At 35.5% G+C, this 26,096-nt stretch carries 23 protein-coding genes; 8 read left to right on the top strand and 15 right to left on the bottom strand.

The window, feature by feature from the left end; translation table 11 throughout:
* Positions 1–160 precede the first annotated feature (160 nt).
* On the top strand, positions 161–1,807 hold the full coding sequence (hcp, locus tag ACO05S_RS03410; protein WP_421920145.1) for a hydroxylamine reductase: 1,647 nt from the start codon (positions 161–163) through the stop codon (positions 1,805–1,807).
* A gap of 181 nt (positions 1,808–1,988) precedes the next feature.
* Positions 1,989–3,518 carry a PepSY domain-containing protein gene (locus ACO05S_RS03405; RefSeq protein ID WP_421920144.1) on the top strand — a complete coding sequence of 510 codons (1,530 nt, stop codon included), beginning with the start codon at positions 1,989–1,991 and terminating at the stop codon, positions 3,516–3,518.
* Between the two features lie 226 nt (positions 3,519–3,744).
* On the opposite strand, the gene ACO05S_RS03400 is transcribed toward ACO05S_RS03405, so the two are convergent.
* Positions 3,745–4,431, bottom strand: a complete 687-nt coding sequence (locus ACO05S_RS03400) for a prolyl oligopeptidase family serine peptidase (protein WP_421920143.1) — start codon at positions 4,429–4,431, stop codon at positions 3,745–3,747.
* A gap of 110 nt (positions 4,432–4,541) precedes the next feature.
* On the opposite strand from ACO05S_RS03400, the gene ACO05S_RS03395 reads away from it, so the two are divergent.
* Positions 4,542–5,588, top strand: coding sequence for a nucleoid-associated protein (locus tag ACO05S_RS03395; protein WP_421920142.1), 1,047 nt, complete (start codon positions 4,542–4,544; stop codon positions 5,586–5,588).
* A 510-nt stretch (positions 5,589–6,098) separates the two neighbouring features.
* On the opposite strand, the gene ACO05S_RS03390 is transcribed toward ACO05S_RS03395, so the two are convergent.
* The 6 genes from ACO05S_RS03390 to ACO05S_RS03365 all read right to left on the bottom strand — a co-directional run bounded on the left by ACO05S_RS03390 (position 6,099) and on the right by ACO05S_RS03365 (position 10,888).
* Positions 6,099–6,317 carry a hypothetical protein gene (locus ACO05S_RS03390; protein WP_421920141.1) on the bottom strand — a complete coding sequence of 73 codons (219 nt, stop codon included), beginning with the start codon at positions 6,315–6,317 and terminating at the stop codon, positions 6,099–6,101.
* A gap of 164 nt (positions 6,318–6,481) precedes the next feature.
* Positions 6,482–7,462 carry a transglutaminase domain-containing protein gene (locus tag ACO05S_RS03385; RefSeq protein WP_421920140.1) on the bottom strand — a complete coding sequence of 327 codons (981 nt, stop codon included), beginning with the start codon at positions 7,460–7,462 and terminating at the stop codon, positions 6,482–6,484.
* 151 nt (positions 7,463–7,613) lie between these two features.
* Entirely contained in the window at positions 7,614–8,015 is a 402-nt protein-coding gene (gene tnpA, locus ACO05S_RS03380; RefSeq protein ID WP_421921272.1) for an IS200/IS605 family transposase, read from the bottom strand.
* A 496-nt stretch (positions 8,016–8,511) separates the two neighbouring features.
* Positions 8,512–8,922: a hypothetical protein gene (locus ACO05S_RS03375; protein WP_421920139.1), complete on the bottom strand. Its 411-nt coding sequence runs from the start codon at positions 8,920–8,922 to the stop codon at positions 8,512–8,514.
* A gap of 26 nt (positions 8,923–8,948) precedes the next feature.
* On the bottom strand, positions 8,949–9,407 hold the full coding sequence (locus tag ACO05S_RS03370) for a hypothetical protein (protein WP_421920138.1): 459 nt from the start codon (positions 9,405–9,407) through the stop codon (positions 8,949–8,951).
* Between the two features lie 353 nt (positions 9,408–9,760).
* Positions 9,761–10,888 (bottom strand): M14 family metallopeptidase, encoded by a 1,128-nt coding sequence (locus ACO05S_RS03365; protein ID WP_421920137.1) that lies wholly within the window; start codon positions 10,886–10,888, stop codon positions 9,761–9,763.
* A 192-nt stretch (positions 10,889–11,080) separates the two neighbouring features.
* Between ACO05S_RS03365 and mltG the strand changes: the two genes are divergently transcribed.
* Entirely contained in the window at positions 11,081–12,154 is a 1,074-nt protein-coding gene (mltG, locus tag ACO05S_RS03360) for an endolytic transglycosylase MltG (protein WP_421920136.1), read from the top strand.
* Positions 12,155–12,267: 113 nt separating this feature from the next.
* Here the strand turns inward: mltG and murB are convergent, their stop codons facing one another.
* From murB to ACO05S_RS03340, 4 genes are all read right to left on the bottom strand, one after another.
* Positions 12,268–13,281, bottom strand: coding sequence for a UDP-N-acetylmuramate dehydrogenase (gene murB / locus ACO05S_RS03355; protein ID WP_421920135.1), 1,014 nt, complete (start codon positions 13,279–13,281; stop codon positions 12,268–12,270).
* A 91-nt stretch (positions 13,282–13,372) separates the two neighbouring features.
* A complete protein-coding gene (locus ACO05S_RS03350) occupies positions 13,373–14,401 on the bottom strand; it encodes a threonine aldolase family protein (RefSeq protein ID WP_421920134.1) in 1,029 nt (342 codons plus the stop codon).
* A gap of 76 nt (positions 14,402–14,477) precedes the next feature.
* Positions 14,478–15,026 (bottom strand): hypothetical protein, encoded by a 549-nt coding sequence (locus ACO05S_RS03345; RefSeq protein ID WP_421920133.1) that lies wholly within the window; start codon positions 15,024–15,026, stop codon positions 14,478–14,480.
* Positions 15,027–15,295: 269 nt separating this feature from the next.
* Positions 15,296–15,637 (bottom strand): hypothetical protein, encoded by a 342-nt coding sequence (locus tag ACO05S_RS03340; protein ID WP_421920132.1) that lies wholly within the window; start codon positions 15,635–15,637, stop codon positions 15,296–15,298.
* A gap of 103 nt (positions 15,638–15,740) precedes the next feature.
* Here ACO05S_RS03340 and ACO05S_RS03335 point away from each other — a divergent pair, with 103 nt between their 5' ends.
* Positions 15,741–16,613: a metallophosphoesterase gene (locus ACO05S_RS03335; protein ID WP_421920131.1), complete on the top strand. Its 873-nt coding sequence runs from the start codon at positions 15,741–15,743 to the stop codon at positions 16,611–16,613.
* A 449-nt stretch (positions 16,614–17,062) separates the two neighbouring features.
* On the top strand, positions 17,063–17,932 hold the full coding sequence (locus ACO05S_RS03330; protein ID WP_421920130.1) for a hypothetical protein: 870 nt from the start codon (positions 17,063–17,065) through the stop codon (positions 17,930–17,932).
* Positions 17,933–18,106: 174 nt separating this feature from the next.
* On the opposite strand, the gene ACO05S_RS03325 is transcribed toward ACO05S_RS03330, so the two are convergent.
* The gene (locus ACO05S_RS03325) at positions 18,107–18,466 is read right to left on the bottom strand and encodes a DoxX family protein (RefSeq protein ID WP_421920129.1); all 360 of its coding nucleotides are present in this window, start codon (positions 18,464–18,466) and stop codon (positions 18,107–18,109) included.
* A gap of 267 nt (positions 18,467–18,733) precedes the next feature.
* Here ACO05S_RS03325 and ACO05S_RS03320 point away from each other — a divergent pair, with 267 nt between their 5' ends.
* Positions 18,734–18,934 carry a citrate/2-methylcitrate synthase gene (locus ACO05S_RS03320; RefSeq protein WP_421920128.1) on the top strand — a complete coding sequence of 67 codons (201 nt, stop codon included), beginning with the start codon at positions 18,734–18,736 and terminating at the stop codon, positions 18,932–18,934.
* A gap of 325 nt (positions 18,935–19,259) precedes the next feature.
* On the top strand, positions 19,260–20,897 hold the full coding sequence (locus ACO05S_RS03315; protein WP_421920127.1) for an ABC-F family ATP-binding cassette domain-containing protein: 1,638 nt from the start codon (positions 19,260–19,262) through the stop codon (positions 20,895–20,897).
* Between the two features lie 16 nt (positions 20,898–20,913).
* Here ACO05S_RS03315 and ACO05S_RS03310 read toward each other — a convergent pair whose 3' ends face one another.
* The 3 genes from ACO05S_RS03310 to ACO05S_RS03300 all read right to left on the bottom strand — a co-directional run bounded on the left by ACO05S_RS03310 (position 20,914) and on the right by ACO05S_RS03300 (position 25,529).
* Positions 20,914–22,896, bottom strand: coding sequence for an ATP-binding protein (locus tag ACO05S_RS03310; protein WP_421920126.1), 1,983 nt, complete (start codon positions 22,894–22,896; stop codon positions 20,914–20,916).
* Positions 22,897–23,049: 153 nt separating this feature from the next.
* On the bottom strand, positions 23,050–24,636 hold the full coding sequence (locus ACO05S_RS03305; protein ID WP_421920125.1) for a dipeptidase: 1,587 nt from the start codon (positions 24,634–24,636) through the stop codon (positions 23,050–23,052).
* Between the two features lie 56 nt (positions 24,637–24,692).
* Positions 24,693–25,529: a S1 RNA-binding domain-containing protein gene (locus ACO05S_RS03300; RefSeq protein WP_421920124.1), complete on the bottom strand. Its 837-nt coding sequence runs from the start codon at positions 25,527–25,529 to the stop codon at positions 24,693–24,695.
* Between the last annotated feature and the right edge of the window lie 567 nt (positions 25,530–26,096).

Below are 26,096 nucleotides of genomic sequence, written 5' to 3'. Positions count from 1 at the left end.
AAAAGATAAAAAAATCTGAAATAATTTAGTGTTTGTAACATCCGTTACACTTTTTAGGTTGACGATGTCGGATATTTGTAATGTCAAAAGGAAATAATTCCAATTGTGACATGAATTGAAGACTAAATAAACTAAATAAATAACACTAAGAAATACTATTATGAGCATGTTTTGTTATCAATGTCAGGAAGCAGCCAAGGGAACTGGTTGTACAATTAAAGGTGTTTGTGGAAAAACCGATGAGGTTGCAAACATTCAGGATCTTTTAATGTACGTGATGAAAGGAATTTCAGTGTACAGTGTTAAAGCTCGCGAAGCTGGTGTTGAGAATGAGAAAGTGAACAACTTCGTTATGAACGGTTTGTTTATGACTATTACAAATGCAAACTTCGATAAAGTAAAATTCGTTGAAGCGATTCGCGAAGGATTAAAATTAAGAGAAGAAATTAAAAAACAAGCTGAAGAAGCTGGTGTTTCTTTCGGTGATCTTCATCATTCTGCAACTTGGTTTGCCGATTCTGAAAATGATTTTGATGCAAAAGCTCGTGTTGTTGGTATTTTGGCAACTGAAAACGAAGATGTTCGTTCATTGCGTGAGCTTTTGATTTATGGTGTTAAAGGTTTAGCAGCTTATACTGAGCACGCTTACAATTTGGGTTTCGAAAAAGATGAGTTATACGCTTTCATGCAAGAAGCTTTAGTAGCAACTACCGATGATACTCTTTCTGCTGACGATTTAGTAGGTTTAGTAATGAAGTGTGGTGCTAATGGTGTAACTGCAATGGCTACTTTGGATGAAGCAAATACATCTGCTTACGGAAATCCTGAAGTAACAGAAGTAAATATTGGTGTTAGCAACAAGCCGGGTATCTTAATTTCAGGTCACGATTTGAAAGACATGGAAGACTTGTTGAAGCAAACTGAAGGAACTGGTGTTGATGTATACACACACTCAGAAATGTTGCCTGCTAACTACTATCCAGGATTCAAAAAATATGAGCACTTTGTAGGTAACTATGGTAATGCTTGGTGGAAGCAAAACGAAGAGTTCGAAACATTCAACGGACCAATCTTGTTCACTACCAACTGTATTGTTCCTCCAAAAGCGAACTCAACTTACCAGGATAAAGTATTTACTACCGGTTCATCAGGTTTCCCGGGATTTAAGCATATTGTTGCTGATGAAAACGGAAAGAAAGACTTCTCAGAAATTATTGAGTTAGCGAAGACTTGTGCTGCTCCAACCGAAATTGAAAAAGGTAAAATCGTTGGTGGATTCGCACACAACCAGGTAATGCAGGTTGCAGATAAAGTTGTTGATGCTGTAAAATCAGGTGCTATTCGTAAGTTCTTTGTGATGGCTGGTTGCGACGGTAGAATGAAAGGTCGTGATTACTATACTGAATTTGCTGCAAAATTACCACAAGATACTGTTATTTTAACTGCAGGTTGTGCTAAGTATCGTTACAACAAGTTAGAGCTAGGTGATATCGGAGGTATTCCACGTGTATTGGATGCTGGTCAGTGTAACGACTCATACTCATTGGCAGTTATCGCTTTAAAATTGAAAGAAGTATTTGAGTTGAACGATATCAACGATCTTCCAATTGCATACAACATTGCATGGTACGAGCAGAAAGCTGTTATTGTATTGCTAGCGCTTCTTCACCTAGGTGTTAAGAACATCCACTTAGGACCTACATTGCCAGCATTCCTATCGCCAAACGTAGCAAAAGTATTGATTGATACTTTCGGAATTGGTGGAATTGGTACTGTAGATGAGGACATGAAAATGTTTTTGAACTAAAAGATAGTTTGAATTAATATAAAATACGCCCCAAGATAGTTTTGATGAGAGGGAGTTTGAGCGGGGCGTATTTTTTTACAATCTGTAAAAGATTCGTAGGTTTTAGGTTAAAGTAAAAAAATGTCTGATCGAAGCAATTTGCTGTTCTTTCAGACATTTTTTTTGATATTATCTTTATCGTATGGCAAAGAGCAAAACAATTCAGTTTTTGAAAAAATACCACAAGTGGCCATCATTAGTGCTCACAATTTTGATCATTTTATTTTCCATTTCCGGGATAATAATGAACCATCGAGCTCTGTTTTCTTCCTGCGAAGTAAATCGTAAATATCTTGGATCGGAATATCAGTATAAAAACTGGAACAAGGCAGCTGTAAAATCAGCAATACACCTTTCCGATGGCTCTTCGCTAATCTATGGGAATATTGGTGTTTGGAAAAGTGCCGATAGCCTTAATAGTTTTACTGATTTTAATGCTGGTTTGCCAGAAGGTATCGATAACCGAAAGCTTGAAAAAATAATCGAAATCCAGAAAGGAGAATTGTTTGCAGGAACTTTGTTTGGACTTTATCAGCACAAAAATAGTGAATGGAGTAAGATTGATCTTCCTATAAAAGAGGAGAGAGTTGTTGATTTTATGGAAGTCGGCAAGGATCTTTACATTCTTACCCGAAGCAATTTATTGAAGAAAACTGCTAATACTTTCGAAATTGTAAACATTCCTGCCAGTGCAAATTACGATGGTAAAACAAGCTTATTCAAAACCCTATGGGAAATTCACAGTGGCGAAGCATTCGGACTGTTTGGAAAGCTGTTTGTAGATTTTATAGGATTGGTTTTTCTATTTCTGTGTTTTAGTGGAATAGTTTATTTCCTATTTCCCGATTGGATTAAAAGAATAAAGAAAAGAGGAGGAGCTGCAAAAAGAAAAATCTCATTCTTAAAATTTAACTTGAAATGGCACAATCATTTTGGAAACTGGTTAATTGTATTTCTGATATTAACCACAATTACAGGAATGTTTTTACGTCCTCCATTGTTAATTCCCATTGCCCACAGTCGGGTAGATAAAATTCCTTTTACACATCTTGACAATCCGAATCCTTTGTACGATCAATTGAGAAGAGTTCTATATGATGATGAGCTTGATCGAATCATGTTGGCAACCAATGAAGGCATTTACTATAGTGACGATTTGTTCGCAACTGCACCTGAAAGATATCAAAATCAGCCTCCTATTTCGGTTATGGGAGTAAATGTATTTGAAAAGCTTGGAGAAGGTCAATACTTAGTTGGTTCGTTTAGCGGTATTTTTTATTGGATGCCAGAACGAAATCTGATATTCGATTACATTAGCAAGCGACCTCATGTTCCTGTTCGCAGAATGGGACCTCCAATAGCGGCTCATCCCATAGCCGGATATTTAAAGGATAAGGAAGGACGTGAGATCATCTTCGATTACAATCTGGGAGCAGGAAATTTAAGTGATGATTCTGGTTTTGTTAGGATGCCAACAAATATTCAAGAGAGCCCAATGTCTTTATGGAATCTTTGTCTTGAGGTTCATACAGGACGCATATACCAATACATTTTTGGGAAGTTGTATATTCTGTTTATACCAATAGCTGGAATTACTATTCTATGGGTTCTCATCGTGGGATATCTGCTGTATAGGAAACAGAGGAAAGGTAAAGTAAGAAGTATCAAGTAGGAAGTAGGAAGTAGAAAGTGGTACATCTGATGCTCTTACTTTTTGGTTCCCCTCTGTACAAATATCTCCTCGTTTTCGAGAAGAGTTTTTCCCTTAAAATGCGAGAATTCCTCGATTGTACAATTTTCTAATCTTTTTAGTGTAATCGTTTTTCTTTTAACAATCTAAAATATTTGTATAAAGAATAATACCCCTTATAAGGGTATCAGTAATAATGTACTTCTGTCTAATTTTTATGATGCGACAAAAGCCATTCGTACAATTTAGGATTGGCATAGGTTTCGGTCCACGAATCATGACCGGCTTTAGGGTAAACGGTAAATTTTACCTGGCTGCCTAAAGCTTTCAGTTTATTTACCATTTCTTCCGATCGGATGAGGGGTACAACTTTATCTTTTGCACCATGGAACACCCAAATTGGCATGTCTTTTACAGCCTCGAGCTTTTTTGGATTTCCACCACCACAAATAGGCACAGCTGCTGCAAACAAATCAGGTTTAGCTACTATGCATCCCCAGGTTCCAAAGCCACCCATGCTTAATCCGCTTAGGTAAATTCGTTTCTTATCAACAGGATATTTATCTATGATTTCATCAAAAAAAGGCAGCAGAATATCTTCACTCCAATAACTTTTATCAGGACACTGTGGTGATATGGTAATAAATGGGAAGTCTGTTTTTTCATCAAGAAAAGATGGTGGTCCATGTACCTTCAATTTATCCAGATTATCTCCTCTTTCGCCCATTCCATGAAGGAAAATGAGTAAGGGAAAACCTTCGCTTCCTGTATCAACTTGTGGAATGTATTCCAGGTATTTTAATCCGGAACTGGAAGTTTTTTCTGTTTGTTGAGCTTTTAGGCTACCCATAAATAAGAAAAGTAATGCAATGCTTAAAATAAAGGATTTATTCATATCGATTGATTTTGTTCTAATAAATCTATGAAAGAATCTGATATGAAAAAAAACAAATTCAATATTTAACGAAAGTGCGTATCTTTGTCAGATTCATAAAATAGTACCATATGTTTAATTTTGAAGAGATAAATCTGGATCGCATTGTAGTACACAATGTTGGAAACAAACACCTTGAAGAGGATCTAAAACTTTCTAAATCAGAAATCCAAATTGATGATGAGGATGTAAGGGATGTTTTACTAAAATATTTTCTTACTGCCTTTAATAAGGAGGAGTTTTACCATTTTCAAAATGAGGCTGGTATTAACATGAACGAAGTATATTGCTATGCTTCAGAATTTTTTGAGAACAACGAGAGCTTCTACGATCAATCTACAAACATTGCGGTTCATTTGTACGAGAAATCGAATCACCCAAATATTAAGGGAGGTGAGTTTTATCTTGTAGCCTTCTCTGGTTGCGTGGTTGATGGTGAGGTTTGCAATGCTTTAGGGATATTTAAATCTGAAAATAAAGACACCTTCTTAAAAGTTTATCAGCGACAAGAGAACTTCGAATTGGGTTGCGAAGATGGCATTAATATCAAGAAATTGGATAAAGGTTGCTTGATTTTTAATACCGAAAAGGAGAAAGGCTTTAAGGTTTGTATTGTAGATAAAACCAATCCAAACAAAGATGCATTGTACTGGAAAGAAGACTTTTTGGATTTGAAACTTCGTGAAGACAATTTCTACCATACTCAGAATTATTTGGACATGTGTAAAGGCTTTATTGGTGATGTGTATAACGATGAAAACGAAGTTGCCAAGGCCGACCAGATTGATATGATGAACAAATCGATCAATTTCTTTAAAGATAAAAAAGAGTTCAACGAAGATCTGTTTAAACAGGAAGTAATTGAACAGCCCGAGGTTGCTTCTGCTTTTGATGAATACAAAGAATATTATCAGAATGAAAGAGGTACCTCGATTGAACCTGAATTTGATATTAGTAACGATGCCGTTAAAGGTGAGCAGCGTTACTTTAAACATGTGCTAAAACTAGACAAGAACTTTCATGTTTACATTCATGGTCAGCGTAAGTTTATTGAAAAAGGTTACGATGCGGCTCGTGATTTGAGTTACTATAAGCTGTTCTTCCGTGATGAGAATTAAAGAAATTTCCAATTTCATTCTACAAATCCTCAAATCTATAAAGCATTAGTAATGCTTCTATTATAATAACGTGAGTTCGACGTAAAATTCTATCCACAGAAAGTTATATTTGGGATAGATTTGCATTAAAAATTTGGAAAGAATAGCGTGCTATTTTGAGGAATTTTTAATGTGAAGATGTCGTAAAGAGAACTTTCCATTATGTGTTTGCCTGCTTTCGGCATAAATTTCCTCAAATCTTCTTGAAATATCCCGTTATTCCTTCGAAAATTTGAGAAAATTTCTACTCAAAATCAGATCAAACTGTGAACGAATTTTACGTCGAACTCACGTTATAATAGTTTGTAAGTTGAAATAACAAATCGAAGCTTTCTTGTTAAGAGAAGGCTTTTTTAATGCCCTTATCCTAAGTTTGTTGTGATGCGATGGTGCTTTGCAGGTTCGCTTTAAACCTTTGTTGTTTGTTGTAGTTTGTTTACAATTTGCAAGTACTCCTTTGGGTATTGTTAATTAAATTCTAAGGTTTTTAGGGGTAAGTGGCTGATTTTTAGGCGACGCAGGTTCTTGGGGAAGTGACGACAAGCCATAGGGAAGCGACGACAAGCTATAGGGAAGTGGCGACAAACTATCGAGAAGTGGCGACAAGCCATAGGGAAGCAACGACAACTTATAGAAAAGGGGCGACAAACTATAAACAAGTGGCGACAAATCATATAGAATTAGCGACATGTTACAGAGAAGCGACAACAAGCTATAGGGAAGAGGCGACAAGCTATAGGGAAGTTACGATAAGCCATTGGGAAGTGCCGACAGGAGATCCGCATATAATTTTGTGTTATCGACAAACTCCGATACTGCCTCAAATTTTGTGGTAGTGTCTCAGGTTTTAAAGATTAGTGCTTTACATTCACCTTGTATCCAAGTGCAGGCTTGCCATTAAAATAGATGACCAATTCGTCTCGTCCTTTTGTGTTTGGATAAATAGTAAATGTTAATGTATCAGCTTTGGAATAGGATTTTACTTTTTGTCCATACTTCTCTTTTTTAAAATGATACGCTACATCGGTATTGGGAGGAAGGTTTTGAAGTGTAAATTGAACACCCGAAGATCTTGCAATATTTAAAGTTCCGTTTTGTGGAGCAATAAGCTTAATATTTTTACCAAGATATGATTTATAAGGTATTGGCTGAGCTGCAAATCCTTCTTTGCTCCTTATTTTTTGCGAAAGCAACCACTTGCTATCATCGGGCAAATGTTTCATGGCAAATTCATCGGGATGGGAAGCAAAGTAAGCAGATGAAAATTCTTTGTTAAACTTCATTTTCGAATAATCAACCCATCCTGCTGCCCAGGTTACATCTATCAATTGCCATGTGCCATTAATATTAACAGCATTCCATGCATGATTCGATGGCAAGTTTGCTTTGCCTATTTCAGAAATCAATCTACGAGCCGTACCCGAAACAATTTCACATTCGATATTCATTTTTTGGCACAAGTTCTGAAAAAGGGTGGAGTAGCCCTCGCACAAAGCTTTGCGTTTTAGTAAAGTATACAAAGCCAGTTCTTCTCGGAACTGCTTTTTTTTGGCTTCCAGTTCGGCCTGTGATCGATACGAGAAGCGAACTCTTTGTGGCTTGCTCAGAGCTTTTATATCGTAGTCAACCTGCAAAGCAATCCAAGTATATGCAGCTCTTACTTTCTCTAAATCGGTTGAAAAATCGCGCGTTATTTTAAGTGCAAGGTCTTCGGTAGAAGAAAAGCTGGCAGGATATCCTCCAACAATCTGATCCACTTTGATTAAGTCTTGCGCATTTGCCGAAGCAATTGAAAAGAATAGAATTAGGCCTGATATGTATTGGTAAAATCTCATTTCTGTTTAAAAATATGAATAAAGTTTACAAGAATCGGGCCCGAAGACATGAAGGTGTTAATTTTTTATTTCAGGACGATATATATTCTAAATCTCAAATGAAATCAAACAGATATTCTTCTTAAAATGGGACATTATACTTCCTCAATATCTACAAATACTCCTCCTTAAAGGACTTTTTCATATGATGTTCTTTTTGATTTAACACATATTTGGCAACCGAATCAATTTGAGAATGTGCATAAGAGAATGCACCATATCCTTTTTGCCAATTATATTTAAATGGGGTAAATCTTTTTTCTTTAATCCAAGCATTGCTTGATGTCTTTGCGATTTCCACCAAATCCGGAATTTTCCGATTAAGATTGTATCCTATAAAAATATGAATGTGATCTGGCATTGATCCAATGGCAATAAGTTTGTGAGCATGATTTTGAATGATTCCTGTAATATATTTCTCAAGTTCTTGCTTCCAATCTTTTTGTATGAGTGCCATTCTATTTTGAACAGCAAAAATCAAATGGAAATAAGATTGTGAGTATGTATTTCCTATAATGAATTAATATTGATTGTATTGAAATTATTGATCATTGATTTAAAATCACAATAATAAGAGACAAAACTATATAACGGTGCGCTGCACCTTAGGAGGAACAAACAATATCATTCTATAGATATTCAGGTACTCCGTACCATATTCATACAACCATGTATATCAAGCAACAGAGTTGCGTAATATTTATAGAGAAAAAATCTTTATAAGAAATTAGGTGCAGCGCACCGAAATATACCAAAGCTTGTTAGCCCAAAACAAATCAACAGATGAACAGACAATATCATTGTATGGGTAAAATCTCATATAAACCTTGTTTCTGTTTAAAAATATGAAAAAAGATAACAAGAATCGAGTCCGAAAGGCGGGGATAAAATTTTGATAATCTAATACTGCATACTATACTTATTAAGCCAAGTTCGAATAAAAATATCCTCCTCAAAAAGTCTGATTTATTTAAAGTAAAGCTAGGAAGAAGACTTTCTGAGGCGGGATTTTAGAAGAAGTTCAAGTTAAATGAAATATGATTTTTCTCATCATTTAATTTTAATTCGAAAAACTTATTGTTTTCAATGGCATCAATTGCACGTTTGTATAAGTGTGCTTTAGCCTCATCCGATTTAGTATCCGGGATTAATGTACCTGTTCTTGGGTGAACGTACAACAGATATAATTTCTCATCCTTGATGATATATAGGAAGTAAAATGGAAATCCACCAATACTTCTGATTCTTTTCTTGATGTATGGAGTTGTGCAGCTGTTGTTTAATCGCATTCCTGAGTATAAATCTGAATAAGATTTATCGAAAAAGTGCTTAATGATATCTTTTTCTAATGTATGGTATGATAATATTGATTTTAATTTATCAAATTCAATCTTAAAATCTATTAGGCAATATATTTTCATCTTATTAATGATAATCTGTTAGTGTTTTATTTGAATTCCTGCATTTTTGGTAAAAAGAAAAATACAGATTCTAAGTCTTCATAAGTTTCTTTTAACTCATCTATAGAGTAGATAAAATCTTTAATTTCGTTTTTTAGAATCCCTTTTTTAATTGCTGGATTTAAAGTGACAAACTGTTTAATTAGAATGTTTCTTAAATCTCTGGCCAATGCAATTATATCATTTAACAGCATAAGGCATTCCTCATTGAGGTGATTAAGCCAGCTTAATTTTTCCAATTTTTCGTTAATAGCCCTTATTTTATTGTTCTTGTTGACTATTGTTCCTTTCAGCTCTATTCTTTCGTCAAGAAGTACGTAACCCTTTTTTCTCGTCAGTCTGTTAAACTTTACTGTATCTAATAAGTTATGCTTTTCTTCATAAGAAAAGGATCTGATATTGTTGAATATATCGGTTATTTCTTCTTGATGTGATAAATATTCCATATGATAACAAGTATTTGTAAAGAAAATTAACAAATATATAATAAATATATTCAACAAATACTAAATATAAGAATGTTTATCAAAAAAAGTTCTGTTGCTGTTGCTGGTTATGCCTTTTTTTTTATGGTATGAATTTTAAGTTGTATTGAGAACTTTGTGTTTTGTAAAGGCAAAAAATGGAGGTATAGCTTAGCTATCGCAATGATTTTACGAAAGAATAAACTCAAAAGGAGAAAAGAATAGGATTGATTTCGTGGTAATGCTGTTATTGGATAATAAAAAAAGCCCACGCTCACGGAAGCTTGAGTATGGGCCTTTCGAGTAATATACTTAGAAGTATAGTCTTTAATATCTTATCTTAATTGATCTACTACCTTCATAATTGGCTGAAGAACCGATTCTCCAAGTAAAATACTTCGGTCTGCTGACCAACCACATTCAGGTTCGGGTAAATCATTATTGTCCTTGAATGGCATTTCGATGGTCAAAGATAAGCATTTAAATCGTTCCCCAATGTGTTTTGAACAGATTGCGAGATTACCTTTGCCAGGTTCGTTTTTAGGATAACCGTGAGTGTCTTGAAAATCAGGGCATGTAGCCATCCATGTGTCAATGAATTTTTCTGTTAAATTTTTTAATCTTTCATCGAACGAAGGAATTCCTTCTATGCCTGAAATAAAGTTGTAAGGCAATGCTTCATCGCCATGGATATCTAAATTCAAATCGCAACCATACTCATCCATCAAGTTGCGAACATGGAATACTTCGGGACTGTTTTCTTCGCTAGGCTCGGCCCATTCGCGGTTGTAGTTAAATCCTTTGGTGTTTACACGCAGGTTACCTGCAATACTTCCGTCGATATTCATGTTGGGAACAATGTAAAAGACAGCTTTGTTAAGCAAAGTTCTTGCAACCGGATCATCTTCATCCAACAGTTTGCCTAATAATCCTTGTATGAACCATTCTGCCATACTTTCGCCCGGATGCTGACGAGCAATTACCCAGATCTTCTTTTTGTTGTCATCAGGCTCACCAACAATTAGCATGTCGATGTCTTTGCCTTCAACAGTTTTACCAATCGACACCAATTCACACTCCTGCGACATTTGCGCATTGTGAACCAAATCTAAATGCTGCTCATAAGTATAAGGAGCGAAGTAGGCATAGTAAACCGAGTTGAATTCCGGTGTATGCTCGATGCTTAAATGCTTGCCATCGTAAAAAGTGGGAACTCTAAACCAGTGCTCGCGATCGTATGATGCAAGGGCATAGTATTCCTGGTATCCTTCGGGATATGATGCTTCGTTTGCATTTTGAATCGTCATTTTAACAGCTTGCTCCTGCATTCCCGATAAACGGAAATAGAACCACTGAAAATGTTCCGAGTTGGTATCGTTTGGAATTCTCAATTGAATGTTTTGTGGATCAAGAGCCTCAATCACTTCTATTTTTCCACTATCGAAATTAGCTGAAATGTTCATGTGTGTATGTTTATAATTTGTGATTCAAATATAACATTTTGGTGGTACTTAGAGTACTTAAAGTTGCAAGTACTTAAACTTATATGTCTGCAAATGCATATCCACTTTAGGCATTTTAAGTGATTTAAATATTCTAGGTACTTATTTTTCTTTTATTTTTGTGAACTTAGCATTTATATTCAATAATAGACGATGATAAACCTTTTGCGATTAAATAACATTCGTTCTAAAAAACTAAGAATATTCCTGATTTCTGTAATGTTGATACTGATTGTGGCAGGAGCAATTCTTTTTAAGCTGTACAGCAGAATTTTTTCTTCAAATATTGATTTAAAGGGAGAGGCTACGGCATATTTGTATATTCCAAGTTCGGCAAACCAAGAACAGGTAATTGCTTTATTGGAAGAGCGGGAGTGGTTGAAAAATATAAACTCTTTGGAATGGGTAATGAACAAGAAGAACTTTGCTCATCACATTCATGGCGGTCGTTATTTAATTAAGGATAAAATGAACAATAACGACTTGGTAAATTTGCTTAGATCAGGAGTGCAGGTTCCAATTCAATTGACTTTTAACAACACCAGAACCCTTGAGGATTTTGCAGGTAAAATTGCCAGGCAAATTGAGGCGGATTCCATTAGTTTGTTAACTGCTTTACGCGATAAGAAGCTAATTGCAAAATATGGTTTTAAGCCAGAAAGCATAATTGGCATGTTTATTCCCAATACTTATCAGTTGTATTGGAATACCAATAGTCGTGCTTTTATGGACAGGATGTATAAAGAGTATTTAAGATTTTGGAATGCCGATCGATTAAAGAAGGCAAAAAAGATTGGATTATCTCCTGTTGAGGTCAGTACTTTGGCTTCCATTGTTGACGAAGAAACCATTAATAAAGATGAAAAGGCGCGTGTTGCGGGAGTTTATATGAACCGATTGAAAAGGAAAATGAAGCTGGATGCAGATCCGACTTTGAAATTTGCTTTGGGCGATTTTAGCATCACAAGAGTATTGAATAAAGATAAAAGAATAGATTCCCCTTACAACACCTACAAGTATCGAGGTTTGCCTCCAGGGCCAATTCGTCAGGCTTCTATTTCGGGACTGAAAGCAGTACTGAACTACGAAAAGCATCGATATCTGTACTTCTGTGCGAATCCTGATTTTTCAGGCTATCATGTTTTTGCACGCACTTTGCGCGAACACAATCGTAATGCCAGCAGATACCATAAAGAGTTAAAAAGAAGAGGAATTAAGAGAAGATAAGATTAACGCAAAGTTCGCAGAGAAAGATTAAATAAAAAAGAACGCAAAGTACGATATCATTAGTCCTTTGCGTTCTTTCTTATAAATACCTTATTGCTACTTGCGTGAACCCCTTAAATTGCATTAACCTCCATTTCCAACTTTACGCCAAATTTAAATAGTACCGACTTACGAATGTCATTGGCTAATTTTAAGATGTCCTTGCCTTTGGCATTGCCATAGTTTACCAATACCAATGCCTGATCTTTGTGAACTCCTGCATCGCCAAAGCGTTTGCCTTTCCAATCGCATTGTTCAATTAACCAACCGGCAGCCAGTTTGGTCTGCACATCATTTACTTTGTAGGTAGGTAGGTTTTCGTATTGTGATTTTAGCTTGTCGGCTTTTTCTTTGTCAACAATAGGGTTTTTAAAGAAACTACCAGCATTTCCCAACTCCTCGGGATCGGGCAATTTGCTTTCACGGATTTTAATGATTGCCTTGCGAATGTTCTTCAGGTTGATTTCATCATATGCTTCCATCTCTTTTTTGATAGCACCGTATTTAAGTTTGAGTTCAGCTTCCTTTTTCAATCGAAACTGTACATGAGTAATGATGAAAAGGTTCTTGTATTCGTTCTTGAATACTGAATTACGGTAATCGAACTCGCAGTTTGCATTACTAAAAATCACGGTATCTTTGCTTTCTATTGATATGGCTTCTACATTCTCGATTACTTCTCTTACCTCAACACCATAAGCCCCGATGTTCTGAACTGGAGATGCTCCAATGGTTCCTGGAATTAAGGATAGGTTTTCGATGCCATAAAGATTGTTCTCAACTGCCCATTCAACAAACTCATCCCAGTCTTCGTTGCAACCTACCCGCAGCAAAACGGAGTCTTCATCTTCATCAAGAAGCTCAATGCCTGTAATGTTAGGATGAAGTACCAAGCCATCGAAGTCTTCGGTAAACAAAAGGTTGCTACCACCTCCCAAAATGATGTATTGTGTATCAATGATATTATTCTTCTTCAGGAAATCCTTTATCTCTTCTTCGGTTTCGAACTCAAAGAAATATCTGGCTTTAGCCTCAATGCCAAAAGTATTGTGTTTTTTAAGGGAGTAATTTTCTATCAGTTGAGCCATTTGTAAGCAATTAATAATTAGTAATTAATAATTAACAATGTGCAGTATGGTTAATTATAGTAAGGCTTGATGTTTTTTGATTATGAATGGTTTATACCAATTCTTTTTTCAATAGATCTGCAAAGCCAAGAATGTCTTTTTTGGTGGTATCGAAAGAACATAGCCAACGAACCTCACCTGCATGCTCATCCCAAATCCAGAAGAAGTATTCTTCTTGTAGTTTCTCAATTTTATCTTTAGGAACCAATGCCCAAATGCCATTGGTTTTTACTTCCTGTGTGATTGTTACCTGTGGGATCTTTTCCACTTCCTCCTTTAGTAATTTTGCCATTTCGTTGGCATGACGAGCAGTTTTTAACCACAGATCATTGGTAAGCATGGCATGGAACTGAGCTCCGATATATCTCATTTTTGAGCAAAGCTGCATACTCTGCTTGCGAATGTACTTGGTAGTTTTCGATAATTCAGGATTAAAGAAGATCACCGCTTCACCCAACATCATTCCGTTTTTGGTTCCGCCAAAGCTTAATACATCAATTCCTGCATGGGTGGTGATTTCTTTTACATCAACATCCAAGCTAACAACAGCATTTGCCAAGCGGGCTCCATCCATGTGAACATACATGTCGTGTTCGTGAGCCAAATCACAAATCGCCTTAATTTCTTCAGGGGTGTAAACCGTTCCCAACTCGGTACATTGAGTAATTGAAATTACTTTGGGTTGCGAATGGTGTTCAAAACCGAATCCATGCAGTTGAGGTTTGATTAATTCCGGACTTAGCTTTCCGTTTGGTGTATCAATAGGAATCACCTTGCAACCAGTAAATTTATCGGGAGCACCGCATTCATCAACCTGAATGTGCGCACTTGCAGGACAAAGAATAGAATGATAGGATTGTGTTAATGTTGACAAGGCAATTACGTTGGCTCCTGTGCCATTAAAGGCAAAATAAACATCAATTTGATCACCAAATAATTGTTTGAATTGATTTATTGCCGAAGTAGTATAGGGGTCTCCACCGTAGGCCATTACGTGACCTTCGTTGGCTTTGTGAATTGCTTCTAAAACTTCCGGTAAAACGCCAGAAAAATTATCGCTTGCGAAACCTCTTTTGTTCATCCTTGTTCGATTTTTGATTGAAAACGTAAAAGTAAGTTTTCTCATCAAAACATCAGAGCAAAAAGCAAAAGGAAATTTATTGTTGAAGGAGTTTTTTTACTTCATTGATTAGCAATACTAATTTGTGCGATTCGGCTTCTCCTTTATCAATAAACCGAATTTTACCTTTGCGGTCTAGAAGAAAGACATAACATTGCTTTTTGTCATCCACACCAAAATATTTGTAATAATCATCTAGCGGACCATAATATGTCATCACATTCTGGTGCATAGATTGCACAATGCCTTTCCTCATTCCATTATCGATATAGTTCGATATCCAGGAATAGAAATTACTAATCATTGGTATTTCGATAAAACGGAACTCTTCCTGCATGCCAAACTCTTGCAATATGGCTTTTGTCCAGGTATCAATTTGAGCTTGGGTTCCACGTTTAAATGCTACAATTAGTAAAGAGATTTTTCCTTTACAATGTTCGGGCAAACTAATTTTTTTTGAAGAAAGAAGTTCTCCCTCAATTGTAGGAAAGTGGTCACCCACATCGAGTTTCTTTGTGGTTTGTGCACTTAGCTTATTGATGAATACCATTAAAATGAGTACTGATATTAAAACTGATTTAGGCATAAAGAAGATTTAGTTATAATAACGTGAGTTCGACGTAAAATTCGTTCACAGTTTGATCTGATTTTGAGTAGAAATTTTATCAAATTTTCGAAGGAATATCGGGATATTTCAAGAAGATTTGAGGAGGTTTATGCCGAAAGCATGCAAACACATAATGGAAAGTTCTCTTTACGACATCTTCACATTAAAAATTCCTCAAAATAGCCCGCTATTCTTTCCAAATTTTTAATGCAAATCTATCGCAAATATAACTTTCTGTGGATAGAATTTTACGTTGAACTCATGTTATAATAATCTTGTAATAGTTTCATGGTGTTTTTAAGGCATTTTTCATGATCTATTTTAGGATCATCTTTAAGATAGATTTTTACCTCTTTTACAAGATCTGTGATCAGTTCATATTCATTACTTTTTTTCATAAAGTTCTCCGATTTGCCAATGTAATTGCCTGGGCTGTCTTCAACTATGGGAGCAATATTTGCCCACTTTTTAGTGATGGTAAAAGTTATTTTGGCCTTTGGTTCAATATCAGAACTACCCAAAATAACATCTCCGTCGTGGTTTAGTCTCCAGAAATAATCTTTGGTATTTTTAAGTAATTTCTCAAGCATATGGAATTAGATTTAGAAGGTTCAACATTACATTTGTTCACATTTTTTAATTTATAAAATTTATTGAACTTTTGCAGTGGATTTATTATATAATTTTCTTTGAATGATTCGAGATATTTCAGGTGGAAAGCTAATGATTGTATCTGATTTGCATGGCAATGGATACGACTTCAGACAAATACAAAAGACCTACAAACAGTTAAAAAAGAAAGGGAAGGCAGATTATCTGGTTTTTCTAGGGGATTTGGTACATGCCTATCCGGGAAAACAAAAGGATGAATCGCTTGAAATAATAGAGGAGCTGATGGGTTTAAAAGCGAATCAGCCCGAAAGTGATGTGATTTGTTTGTTAGGAAATCATGAGTTCGTACATATCTATCATATCCCTTTGGCTAAAGGGCATTTGGAGTTTACTACCTGGTTCGAATACCGAATTGCTAAATGTAGGATAGAAGTAATTGAGTTCTTCATGAATATGCCATTGATGTTGCGAACACAGGGAGGAGTTTTAATCAACCATACAGGGGCTTCCAATCGCTATGGTGCAGAAGAGAAGTTCAATTTGGATTACTTGAAGAATTTCAATCATCAAGATGAGTTTAGGAAGCATATTGAAAACATTAAAAAATATGATCCTCAAATTGGTTCAGATTTTATGAACACTAAAAAGGGAGATTATTTGTGGGATATTTTAATGAATGGCAATGAAAAACAGTTCGGAGATCAATACCACAAGTATGTTGATGAGCTGTTAGAGTTGGCAAGTTCGGATCGTAAGGATCAGCCTTTAAAAAGTTTGGTTTGCGGGCATATTGCTGCTGAATATGGGGCAGACGTAGTTGGTGAAAAACACTTGCGAGTTTGTACAAGTGCGGGTGCATTGGGCGATTTAGAAAAGAAATTCTTGCTAATTGATGCAGCAAAAAAATATAAGGATGCAAATGAGTTGATAGAGTACTGCCGGGATTTGTATTAATACCAGCTTTATGATTTCATGTACTTGTATTTCTTGCTCACCTGCAACAGAGAAAAGCCAGTTTTCTCCTTAAATTCCCATTGAAATAGAATAGACTATTAAATGCACATTTGTGAGGAGCTTGGTTGTCTCAGCTCACAAAAAAATGAAATTAAAATCGATTGCCTTTGAATGTTTTTCGAAGGGGTATCCCTCCAGCCTGTCCTGGTAAAGTTTTATTGTAGAACGGATTTCTACAAAGTGTGGAAACTTTACTACAAGTTTAATGTTTTTTAATATTTCATTTAACTGTTGTGCCAAATAATAAAAACTCCTAAGTGTACACATTATCAGTTGTTAATCTTATTATAGATGTATTCTTGTGAGATGGTAAAAACAATACGGCACAGTATTCTCATATGGTATTTGTGAATTTGAATTGATGTAAACCTGTTTAAAAATTAAGAATTATGAGAAAGTTAGTATTTGCATTATTAGTGTTACCATTTTTTACAGCTTGTAACCAAAAAGAATTAAAACAACTTCGTCAACAAAATCAACAGTTGACACAAATGGCTCAGGATAAAGATTCTACTATCGACGAGTTTGTAGAATCGTTTGATGTTATCGCTGCGAATTTGAATATCATTAAAGAAAAAGAGCATATCATTTCTGTGAATGCCGACGAAAATCCTTCAGTAGGACAGAAAGAGCAGATGGTAAATGATTTGAACCTTGTTCGTGAGTTGTTGGAAGAAAACAGAGCCAAGATCGAGAGTCTTGACAAGAAATTGAAGAATAGCTGGTATCAAAACTCAAAACTAAAGAAGTTGGTTGCGGGTTTAAAAACACAAATTGAAGAGAAGGATGCTTCTATTTCAGCATTGTCCGATCAGATTGCTCAGTTAAACGTTGAAGTTGAAAACTTAAACGGACAAGTAACGGAATTGAATGGTACAGTTGTAGCTTTAAATACTGAGAATGAGAGTAAAACCAAGATTATTGAAGATCAAACCTCTGACTTGCACACTGCTCATTATGTGATTGGTGATATCAAGGAATTAAAAATGAAACAAGTGGTTACCAGCGAAGGAGGATTGTTAGGAATTGGCGCAACCAATAAATTGAATCAAAGAATTAATCCCGAAAACTTTAACGAGATTGACATTACTCAGACTACAAGTATTCCGGTATCTGGTAAAAAAGTTAGCCTGGTAACTTCTCACCCAAGCAATTCATATAAAATTGAAGGAAATGAGAAAGAGATTGAAGCAATTACAATCTTAAACCCTGAAGAATTCTGGAAAGCTTCAAAATATTTAGTTGTTGCAGTTAAATAACGTGAGTTCGACGTAAAATAATAATAAATACAAACAGAGCCTGTATTATGAAAGCATCCCGATTTTGGGATGCTTTTTATTTATATTTGTATTCAGAAAAACCATTAAATCAAAATATTATTAAAAGTTCTGTTTCTTTGGGTGATTCTGAAATTTATCACGAGAGCTTTATCTTTATTTGTAAACTTTTCCATCGTATATTCTCGATACTACCAATAATATGATTGCAACGAGTGCCAGAGCGAACTCTCCATCCTGAGCAATGATATGTGCAAAAAAGGCCAATATAAAATCGAAGAAAAATCCGGCGTAAGCCCATTCCTTTAACAGTTTCGATTTATTTGATAGTATGGCAAGCAAACCCAAAAGCTTGGCAATTGCCAAAGGATAAATTACAAATTTTGGGAATCCTAAATTATTAAATGTAGCGCTTACCATTTCGTAATTCATAAAATACATACTTGCTGACATTAACATTAAGGCAGTAAGTAATCCGGTTGCAACCCAGTAAATAATTTTATTTCTTTTTTCCATTGTACTATTATTTAAAATGATTTTACTATTACCCTAAGATAGAATTATTGCACTGGATAAAGTGTTAAGGAGTTGCTAAACCTGGGTAAATGTAATCTTGCCGACAAATAAATATGGTTAATGCGTTCGGTTTCATGATTAGCAAATAAGCTATTTAATAGCTAATCTGTCTGATTTTTCGTAAACTAAAGAGACTCCCTTTGTCTATTAAAAATGCAGTAATGCATAATTCTGTTTTGGTTTCGTTACGGTTTAAAGTTGTTGGATATGTCCATTTTAAGAAATGAAATTAAGAATAGCCTCACTCAATTAAAGGGTGAAATGGATCAGAATTTTGCAGGAGGAAAGGTAGCTAATCCTTGGCCAAATGTAGATGCAGCCACAGGATCCTTACTGTATAAGTATGGATTGAATCAGTTTGATTATTACACGGTTTTATTCGGAGTTTCAAGAGTTTTGGGCTTTTGAGCACAGAATGTTCTGGCTCAGGGCATGGGGCAACCCATCATTCGTCCCAAAAGTGTTACCAACAAATGGGTGGTAGAAAAACTAATGCAAAATAAGGTGAATTCTTGAGTTGATTTCCGTTTATCGATTTGATCAGGGGCATGCTACCGCCGAGAGCATGGGTATGCTTCTATCGAGAGCAAGGGTATGCTCCTATCGAGAGCAGGGGTGTGCTTCTATCGAGAGCAAGGGTGTGCTACTACCGAGAGCAAGGGTATGCTCAAATTAAAGATGTTTTGATATGTAAATGGTATAATTATCTTTGCGGCTCAATAAAACTGTAAAGATGATTACTGTAGATTCATTAGCTGTTGAGTTTGGTGGAACAAGCTTGTTTAAGGATATTTCTTTTGTGATTAATGAGAAGGATAGGATTGCTCTTATGGGAAAAAATGGAGCAGGAAAATCAACACTTCTAAAAATTATTGCAGGAGTTGATACACCAACCCGAGGTCGTGTTTCAACACCAAAAGATAAAACAATAGCTTACCTTCCTCAGCATTTAATGACTTCGAATACCAGAACTGTTTTTGAGGAAACTGCTCAGGCTTTTGCTCACATTTTCGAAATGGAGAAGCAGATTGAAGAGATGAATGCTGAGTTGGCTTCAAGAACTGATTTCGAATCGGAGAGCTATTACAAGCTGATTGAAGATGTATCTACTTTAAGTGAAAAGTTTTACTCTATTGAAGAAACCAATTACGATTCAGAGGTAGAAAAAACACTAATCGGACTAGGTTTTGAGAGAGATGATTTTACTCGCCCAACCAGTGAGTTTAGTGGTGGATGGAGAATGAGAATTGAACTGGCAAAGATTCTTTTGCAAAAGCCTGATTTGATTCTTTTGGATGAGCCTACCAACCACCTGGATATCGAATCGATTCAATGGTTGGAAGATTTTCTGATTAACTCGGGGAAGGCAGTAATGCTTATCTCTCACGACCGCGCATTTGTAGACCGAATTACATCCAGAACCATCGAAATTACCATGGGGCGTATTTACGATTACAAGGCAACTTATTCGGAGTATTTGGAATTGAGAAAGGAGAGAAGAGCTCATCAGCAAAAGGCTTACGATGAGCAGCAAAAAATGATAGCCGAGAATAAGGCTTTTATCGAGCGATTTAAGGGAACTTATTCTAAGACTCTGCAAGTGCAATCTCGTGTTAAAATGCTAGAAAAGCTCCAAATTGTGGAGATTGACGAGGAAGATACATCTGCTTTGCGATTAAAATTTCCACCTTCGCCTCGATCAGGAAATTATCCTGTTATCATGGAGGAAGTAAGTAAATCGTACGATGATCATTTGGTGTTCGAGAATGTAAATCTGACATTGGAAAGAGGAGAAAAAGTATCCTTTGTGGGTAGAAATGGTGAAGGGAAATCTACCTTGGTAAAAGCAATTATGCAGGAGATTAAGCATGGCGGAAGCCTAAGTTTGGGTCACAATACAATGATAGGCTATTTTGCGCAAAATCAGGCATCGCTTATGGATGAGGAATTAACTGTTTTTCAAACCATCGATCATGTAGCCAAAGGAGATATCAGAACTAAAATCAAAGATATTTTAGGTGCTTTCATGTTTGGGGGTGATAATTCTACTAAAAAGGTGAAAGTGCTGTCGGGCGGTGAGAAAACACGTTTGGCAATGATTAAACTGTTGCTCGAACCTGTAAATCTCTTAATTCTGGATGAGCCAACGAATCACTTGGATATGAAGACCAAAGATATTCTTAAGTCTGCATTAAAGGATTTTGATGGTACTTTGATTGTTGTTTCTCATGATAGAGATTTTTTGGATGGTTTGGTTGATAAGGTATATGAGTTTGGCAACAAGCGAGTAAAAGAACATCTTGGTGATATCAATTCTTATCTTACCACAAAAAAGATGGAGAATTTAAAGGAACTGGAGCGGAAAAATTAGTTTAGCCAAGGCTTGTTTAATCTTCTACCTGAATAATCGCTGTAAACGGAATGGTGAAAAAGAATGTTGAACCTACATTTACTTCTGAAATGAGGTTCATTTTACCTCCTAACAAATTTACCAATCCCTTAGTGATACTTAATCCAAGGCCATTGCCTTCCTTATATTCATTATGAATTACCTGGGTAAACCTTTCAAATATCAGGTCAAGCTGGTTTTGAGGAATTCCACAGCCAGTATCTTTTACGTAAAATTCTAAAGAATCATGTTTACAAGAGTAACCAATCTCGATATATCCTTTATTGGTAAATTTTAAAGCATTTCCCAGTAGATTATTACAAATTTGTGTGAAGCGAACGATATCCGTATTTATTTTATAGTTTTTGAATTTGTTTGGGATATTTATACGGAGTTCAACAGCCTTATCTTTTTTACATGTTAATGTGTTTTTAAATATATTGGCAATCTCAATGATTAATTCATTAACATTTACCTCTTCCATTGATAAGCTTAATTGATTTGATTCTATGTGAGAGATGTCAATAATATCATCAATTATACGCATAAGCTGTTCGCCGGATCTATTTATAATTTTTGTAAAGAGAGTGATTTGATCCTCAGAATTGTTGGGGTTAGATATTAAATCAGTAAAGCCTAAAATAGAGTTTAAAGGTGTGCGAATTTCATGACTCATATTTGCTAAGAAAGCTGTTTTTAATGCATCGCTTTCTTCAGCCTTCTTTTTGGCAATTAATAGTTCTTGTTTGGTTTTTCTGAGTTCCGATATGTCGTGAACAATTGAAAAAAGAAGTTTCTTCCCATTAATCAGCATTGCTTCGGAGTAAACTTCCACATCTTTTACATCTCCATTGGAAAGTTTATGTTGGAATATGTGTATTGAACTGGTTTTAGCAGTGGATTTTAAGACTTTTAATAATCGATCTTTGGGTAGCATATTTATCTTGCTTATTGGCAAAGATGTTAAGCTTTTATAGTCGTAGCCATAGAATCGAACAGCTGCATTATTGGCATCAATTATTTGTCCGTCATTCGGATCAATAAGAAGCATTATTGATTGATTGTTTCTGAAAATTGCTCGGTATCTATTCCTGCTTTCATTCAATTCAGAGGTTCTTTTTTGAATGATTTGTTCGAGTGAATCGTTTATTTCCTGGAGTGATTTTTCTCTGCTTTCAACTTCTTTGGTATAAAAATTAAATAATCTGATTAGTCGTTTGTTATGCAGAATGGCAATCAGAAAAGTAAAGATTAGGGCAATGCCAACTATTAAAAGGGTAATGTTGTTTCGTCTTGTTTTAAGAATTTTGTTGTGTTTTAACTCGGCTTCAATAAGTAGATCAATATCATTCAAATTTATTCCTGTTGCGATTACCCAATCATACTTTTTATAAAGTTTTGCATAGGTAAGTTTTTGTGAGATATGATTGGTTTTAGACTCTTTAAACCAATAGGTGGAGAATAGATCACCTTTTTGTTTGATGCCTTCTAATTCCCATAAATATGGTTTGTTGCCTTTAATATCAGAAGTATGGGTAGAAAGTAAATGCCCTTCTTTTTCCGGTAAATTAGGATGAACGACTCTAAGAGCATAATTATCGCCACCATCATAGTTTAGTATTTTGTTAATCCATATGTATCCCGAATCAATTAATATAGTTTTTTTAATATGATTTTTAATGTGTTTTTTTACCTTGTGCTCTATATCTATTGTATCATTATTATGGATATTGGAGTAGTATTCTTCAATCAGTTCAATTTCCTGAATGGTACGATTAATAGCAGTTTTAAGATAGTCCTTTTTTGATTTTATAATCTGCATTCTTAATTGCTCCAAATGATCCTTGTTAGCAGTTTCAATTTGCTGACTGTACAGCAACCAGAACGATGCCGTAAATATTACGATGATCATGCTTAGTGCAACAAAAAACCTTTTGATAATATCTTTAGGGGTGATGATGTATTTTGTGTTTTTGTTCAACTTGGCTAAAGTTTAATGATTGTATGGGGGTAAGATTAAACATTTATAAAATCAGATTGTTAATTAAAAGTAATAAATGATTATTAATAAAACAACAAAAATCTGAGCATTTATATGCCTAGACTTTTGAAATGTATAATTTGTTATGGATCTTTAGAACTTTTCATCGTATTTGGTCCATAGGCTATCGCCAATTTCCCAAGCTTTTTCGACCACTTCCTTGCCTAATAAAATACTTCTTTGTGTAAGATAGTCACTTCTTTTTTTCTTATTTAGTTTTAAAACTTCCTCGTCAATTATTGATTGTTCTTCAAAATATTGTTTTTGTAATGGAACAAATACTGCATCAACATCATGCCTCATATCACCCCAACGTTGTGCAGTTAGTGTACCAAGTCGGTTGAATGCCCACCAAGCCGATTTACGAGTATAGCCCGTTCTGCGAGCTTTTACTTTATATGATTGCGCCAAATCGCTTGTGCCGGCATAAACAGGAATATATATTGAAGTCGCAACATTATCTTGTGCCAACCAAACAATTCCTCCAACTTCATCGGGTAACCAATCGCGACACTGAATAATGGTTGCGTACATGGTATACCATCGTGCAATGGTTCTTTCGCCAAGCTCGCCCCAACCACCGTTTACTCTAAATAATCGGTTCATATCATAAGGCATAAAAGGATTTGCAAATGGCGATAAAACTTCCTTACCATCTTTGTCTGCTTGCTTGATGTTCTTCACAAAATTATATGGAGTTCCTTCGTAGTAGTCTTTAAAGATCTCCACCAGTTTTTCCATGCTGATTTTATCATCCGGTTTAACCGAGAAAGGATAGTCTTTATCGTTGGCATCTAATTGTAAGGAAGGAGCAGCTAGTGAAAGCACTCTCCATTCTCTTCTGCGAGAAGCCATTGATAGCCTGCTTTTAGGAGCATAAGCATAATTCCATTTAAAAACTTCTCCTTCTTTCCACCATCCATTTTCTTTGGCAACTGAGTAGATGTTTTTCGAAGCCATAAAGTAATCAGAATCTTTTAGATCAATTTCTTTTATGGTACTGGCATTTGCATTTACCGAGATGTGATTATCAGGAACACGTTGAGCCACCCAAACTGCACCAACTTTACCTTCTCCAGGTCCTACAACTTCGAAGTGCCACACCTCTTTTTTGTCTGCAATAGTCAAGCATTCACCATAATCTCTCCAGCCATATTTCATTAGCAAATCATCTGCCAGTTGAATTGCTTCGCGTGCTGTGCTGCATCGTTCCAGCATTAATTGTTGCAAACGCTGGCAATCGATTAAACACTTTTTTGAGAATAATTCTTTGCGACCACCAAAGGTAGATTCTCCTATTGCCAACTGTTTTTCGTTCATGCAAGGATAGGCAGTATTTAAAAACTGATAGGTTTTATCAACCTGATCAATCTCTCCAATTTTCTTGTGCTGGTAGGTTGGCATTGCTAAACTATCGTATGCCGACCGTTCATACAAAGCGAATTTGCTTCCTTTTTTATGAGTTTGGGCAGGAGTAACATCCATCCAAGCTCTTGTTCTGTGGCTGTCATCTGTATGAGATGTGATTACCGATCCATCAACAGTTGCTTGCTTGCCAAGCGTGATGCTTGTGCAACCTTCTGGTACGCCGGCTTTCCAATCTGATTTGTCTTGTGCTGAAATGTTGCCTGCTATAAGTATAGAGAGCCCTACCAGCATGCAGTTCATAAATCTTTTCATTTATGGTATTTATTTAGGTTAGATATATCTAGTAAAAATGTATTACGGAACATGGTTTATTGAACAAGGTAAATTCCTGTATCTTCAATTGTGATTAGTTTTTGCTTGTATAAAAGGCCAATTGCTTTTTTAAAGTTTTTCTTGCTCATTTTCAGAGAATAGTAGATGTCTTCCGGAGAACTTTTATCATTTAAAGGAAGAAAGCCTTCCTCTTCTTTCAGTAGGTCTAGAATTTGTTGGCCTGATTTTGGAACTTCGTTTGCGTAACCCTGCTGCTGAAGACTTATATCAATCTTGCCATCAGGGCGAATTTTCTTAATGTATGCCTTTCTTTTATCTCCAATTTTCAGATGGCCAAATATTTCATTTTTGTACACCATACCTAAGGCGTCATCATTAATTAAAACCTGGAAACCCAGATCACTTCTCTTTCCCACTAAGATTTCCACCTCATCACCCTCTTGATATGATATTTCATTGTCGCGAAGGATTCTTTCAACTTTAGCTGTTGCAACAATTCTACCGGTAGCATTATCCAGATAAATATAAACCAGGTACGAAAGATCTACCTGCATTTTATCCCTTTGCTCGCTAAATGGTACCAAAAGATCCTTTGCAAGTCCCCAATCTAAGAAAGCCCCAACATTGGTTACCGATTTTACCTTAAGAACTGCAAATTCGCCAACAGTTGCTTTGGGCTTTAGTGTAGTTGCAATAATCCGATCTTCCGAATCTCTGTATATAAATACTTTAATCTTGTCATCAATTTGAGTTTTTGGAGGAACATATTGATTGGGTAACAAGATTAAAGCTTCATCTTCACCTTCTAAAAACACTCCAAAGTCAACCAATTTGGCAACTTTTAATTCGGCATACTGTCCAATAATACTCACAAGGCATATTTTTAATTGATTCTAAGCTATATTTAGAATCGAAAGTTTATAAAATTAACAGCCCAAAGTAAGCAACTTTTGCGAATTTTTCTGATAAAATGTGACGAGAAACTACCCAATGAATTGTTACAAGTTATCATTTACCGGTATGGGATGTACTTCTGATTTGTATCAAGAAACCCAATTGATTTATGTTTTAGAGCAGTTTTTGTTTGCATTTGCATTGGGTTGATGGCTGATTTGCTTGGGATTTATATTAACAGTAGTTGTAGTCGGTTAAGTTGATGGAGGTGTGTTGCAGAACTTGTTAAGTTGTACATTTTTGCTACACTTTTTTATAAATGACATAAGTAGATTGTACTTTTTGTTATCGATTGCGAGTTTTAGACGATATTATTAAAGAAAAAAATCAATAAATAGATTGAGTGATTCAATCCCAAACAGATGATATTGTACAACATATTGCAGGGAATACCGAAAAATCTCTCCATTAAATATTTGTTTTTATTTTTGATGCATCAATTAACAAATCTTAGATTTGAGGATTAAATAAAAAGGAACTCTCTC

Source organism: Marinifilum sp., assembly GCF_965230805.1.
Classification (GTDB): domain Bacteria; phylum Bacteroidota; class Bacteroidia; order Bacteroidales; family Marinifilaceae; genus Marinifilum.
Note: the sequence above shows the minus strand (reverse complement) of the source record. Positions and strands in the feature narration are given on the sequence as shown.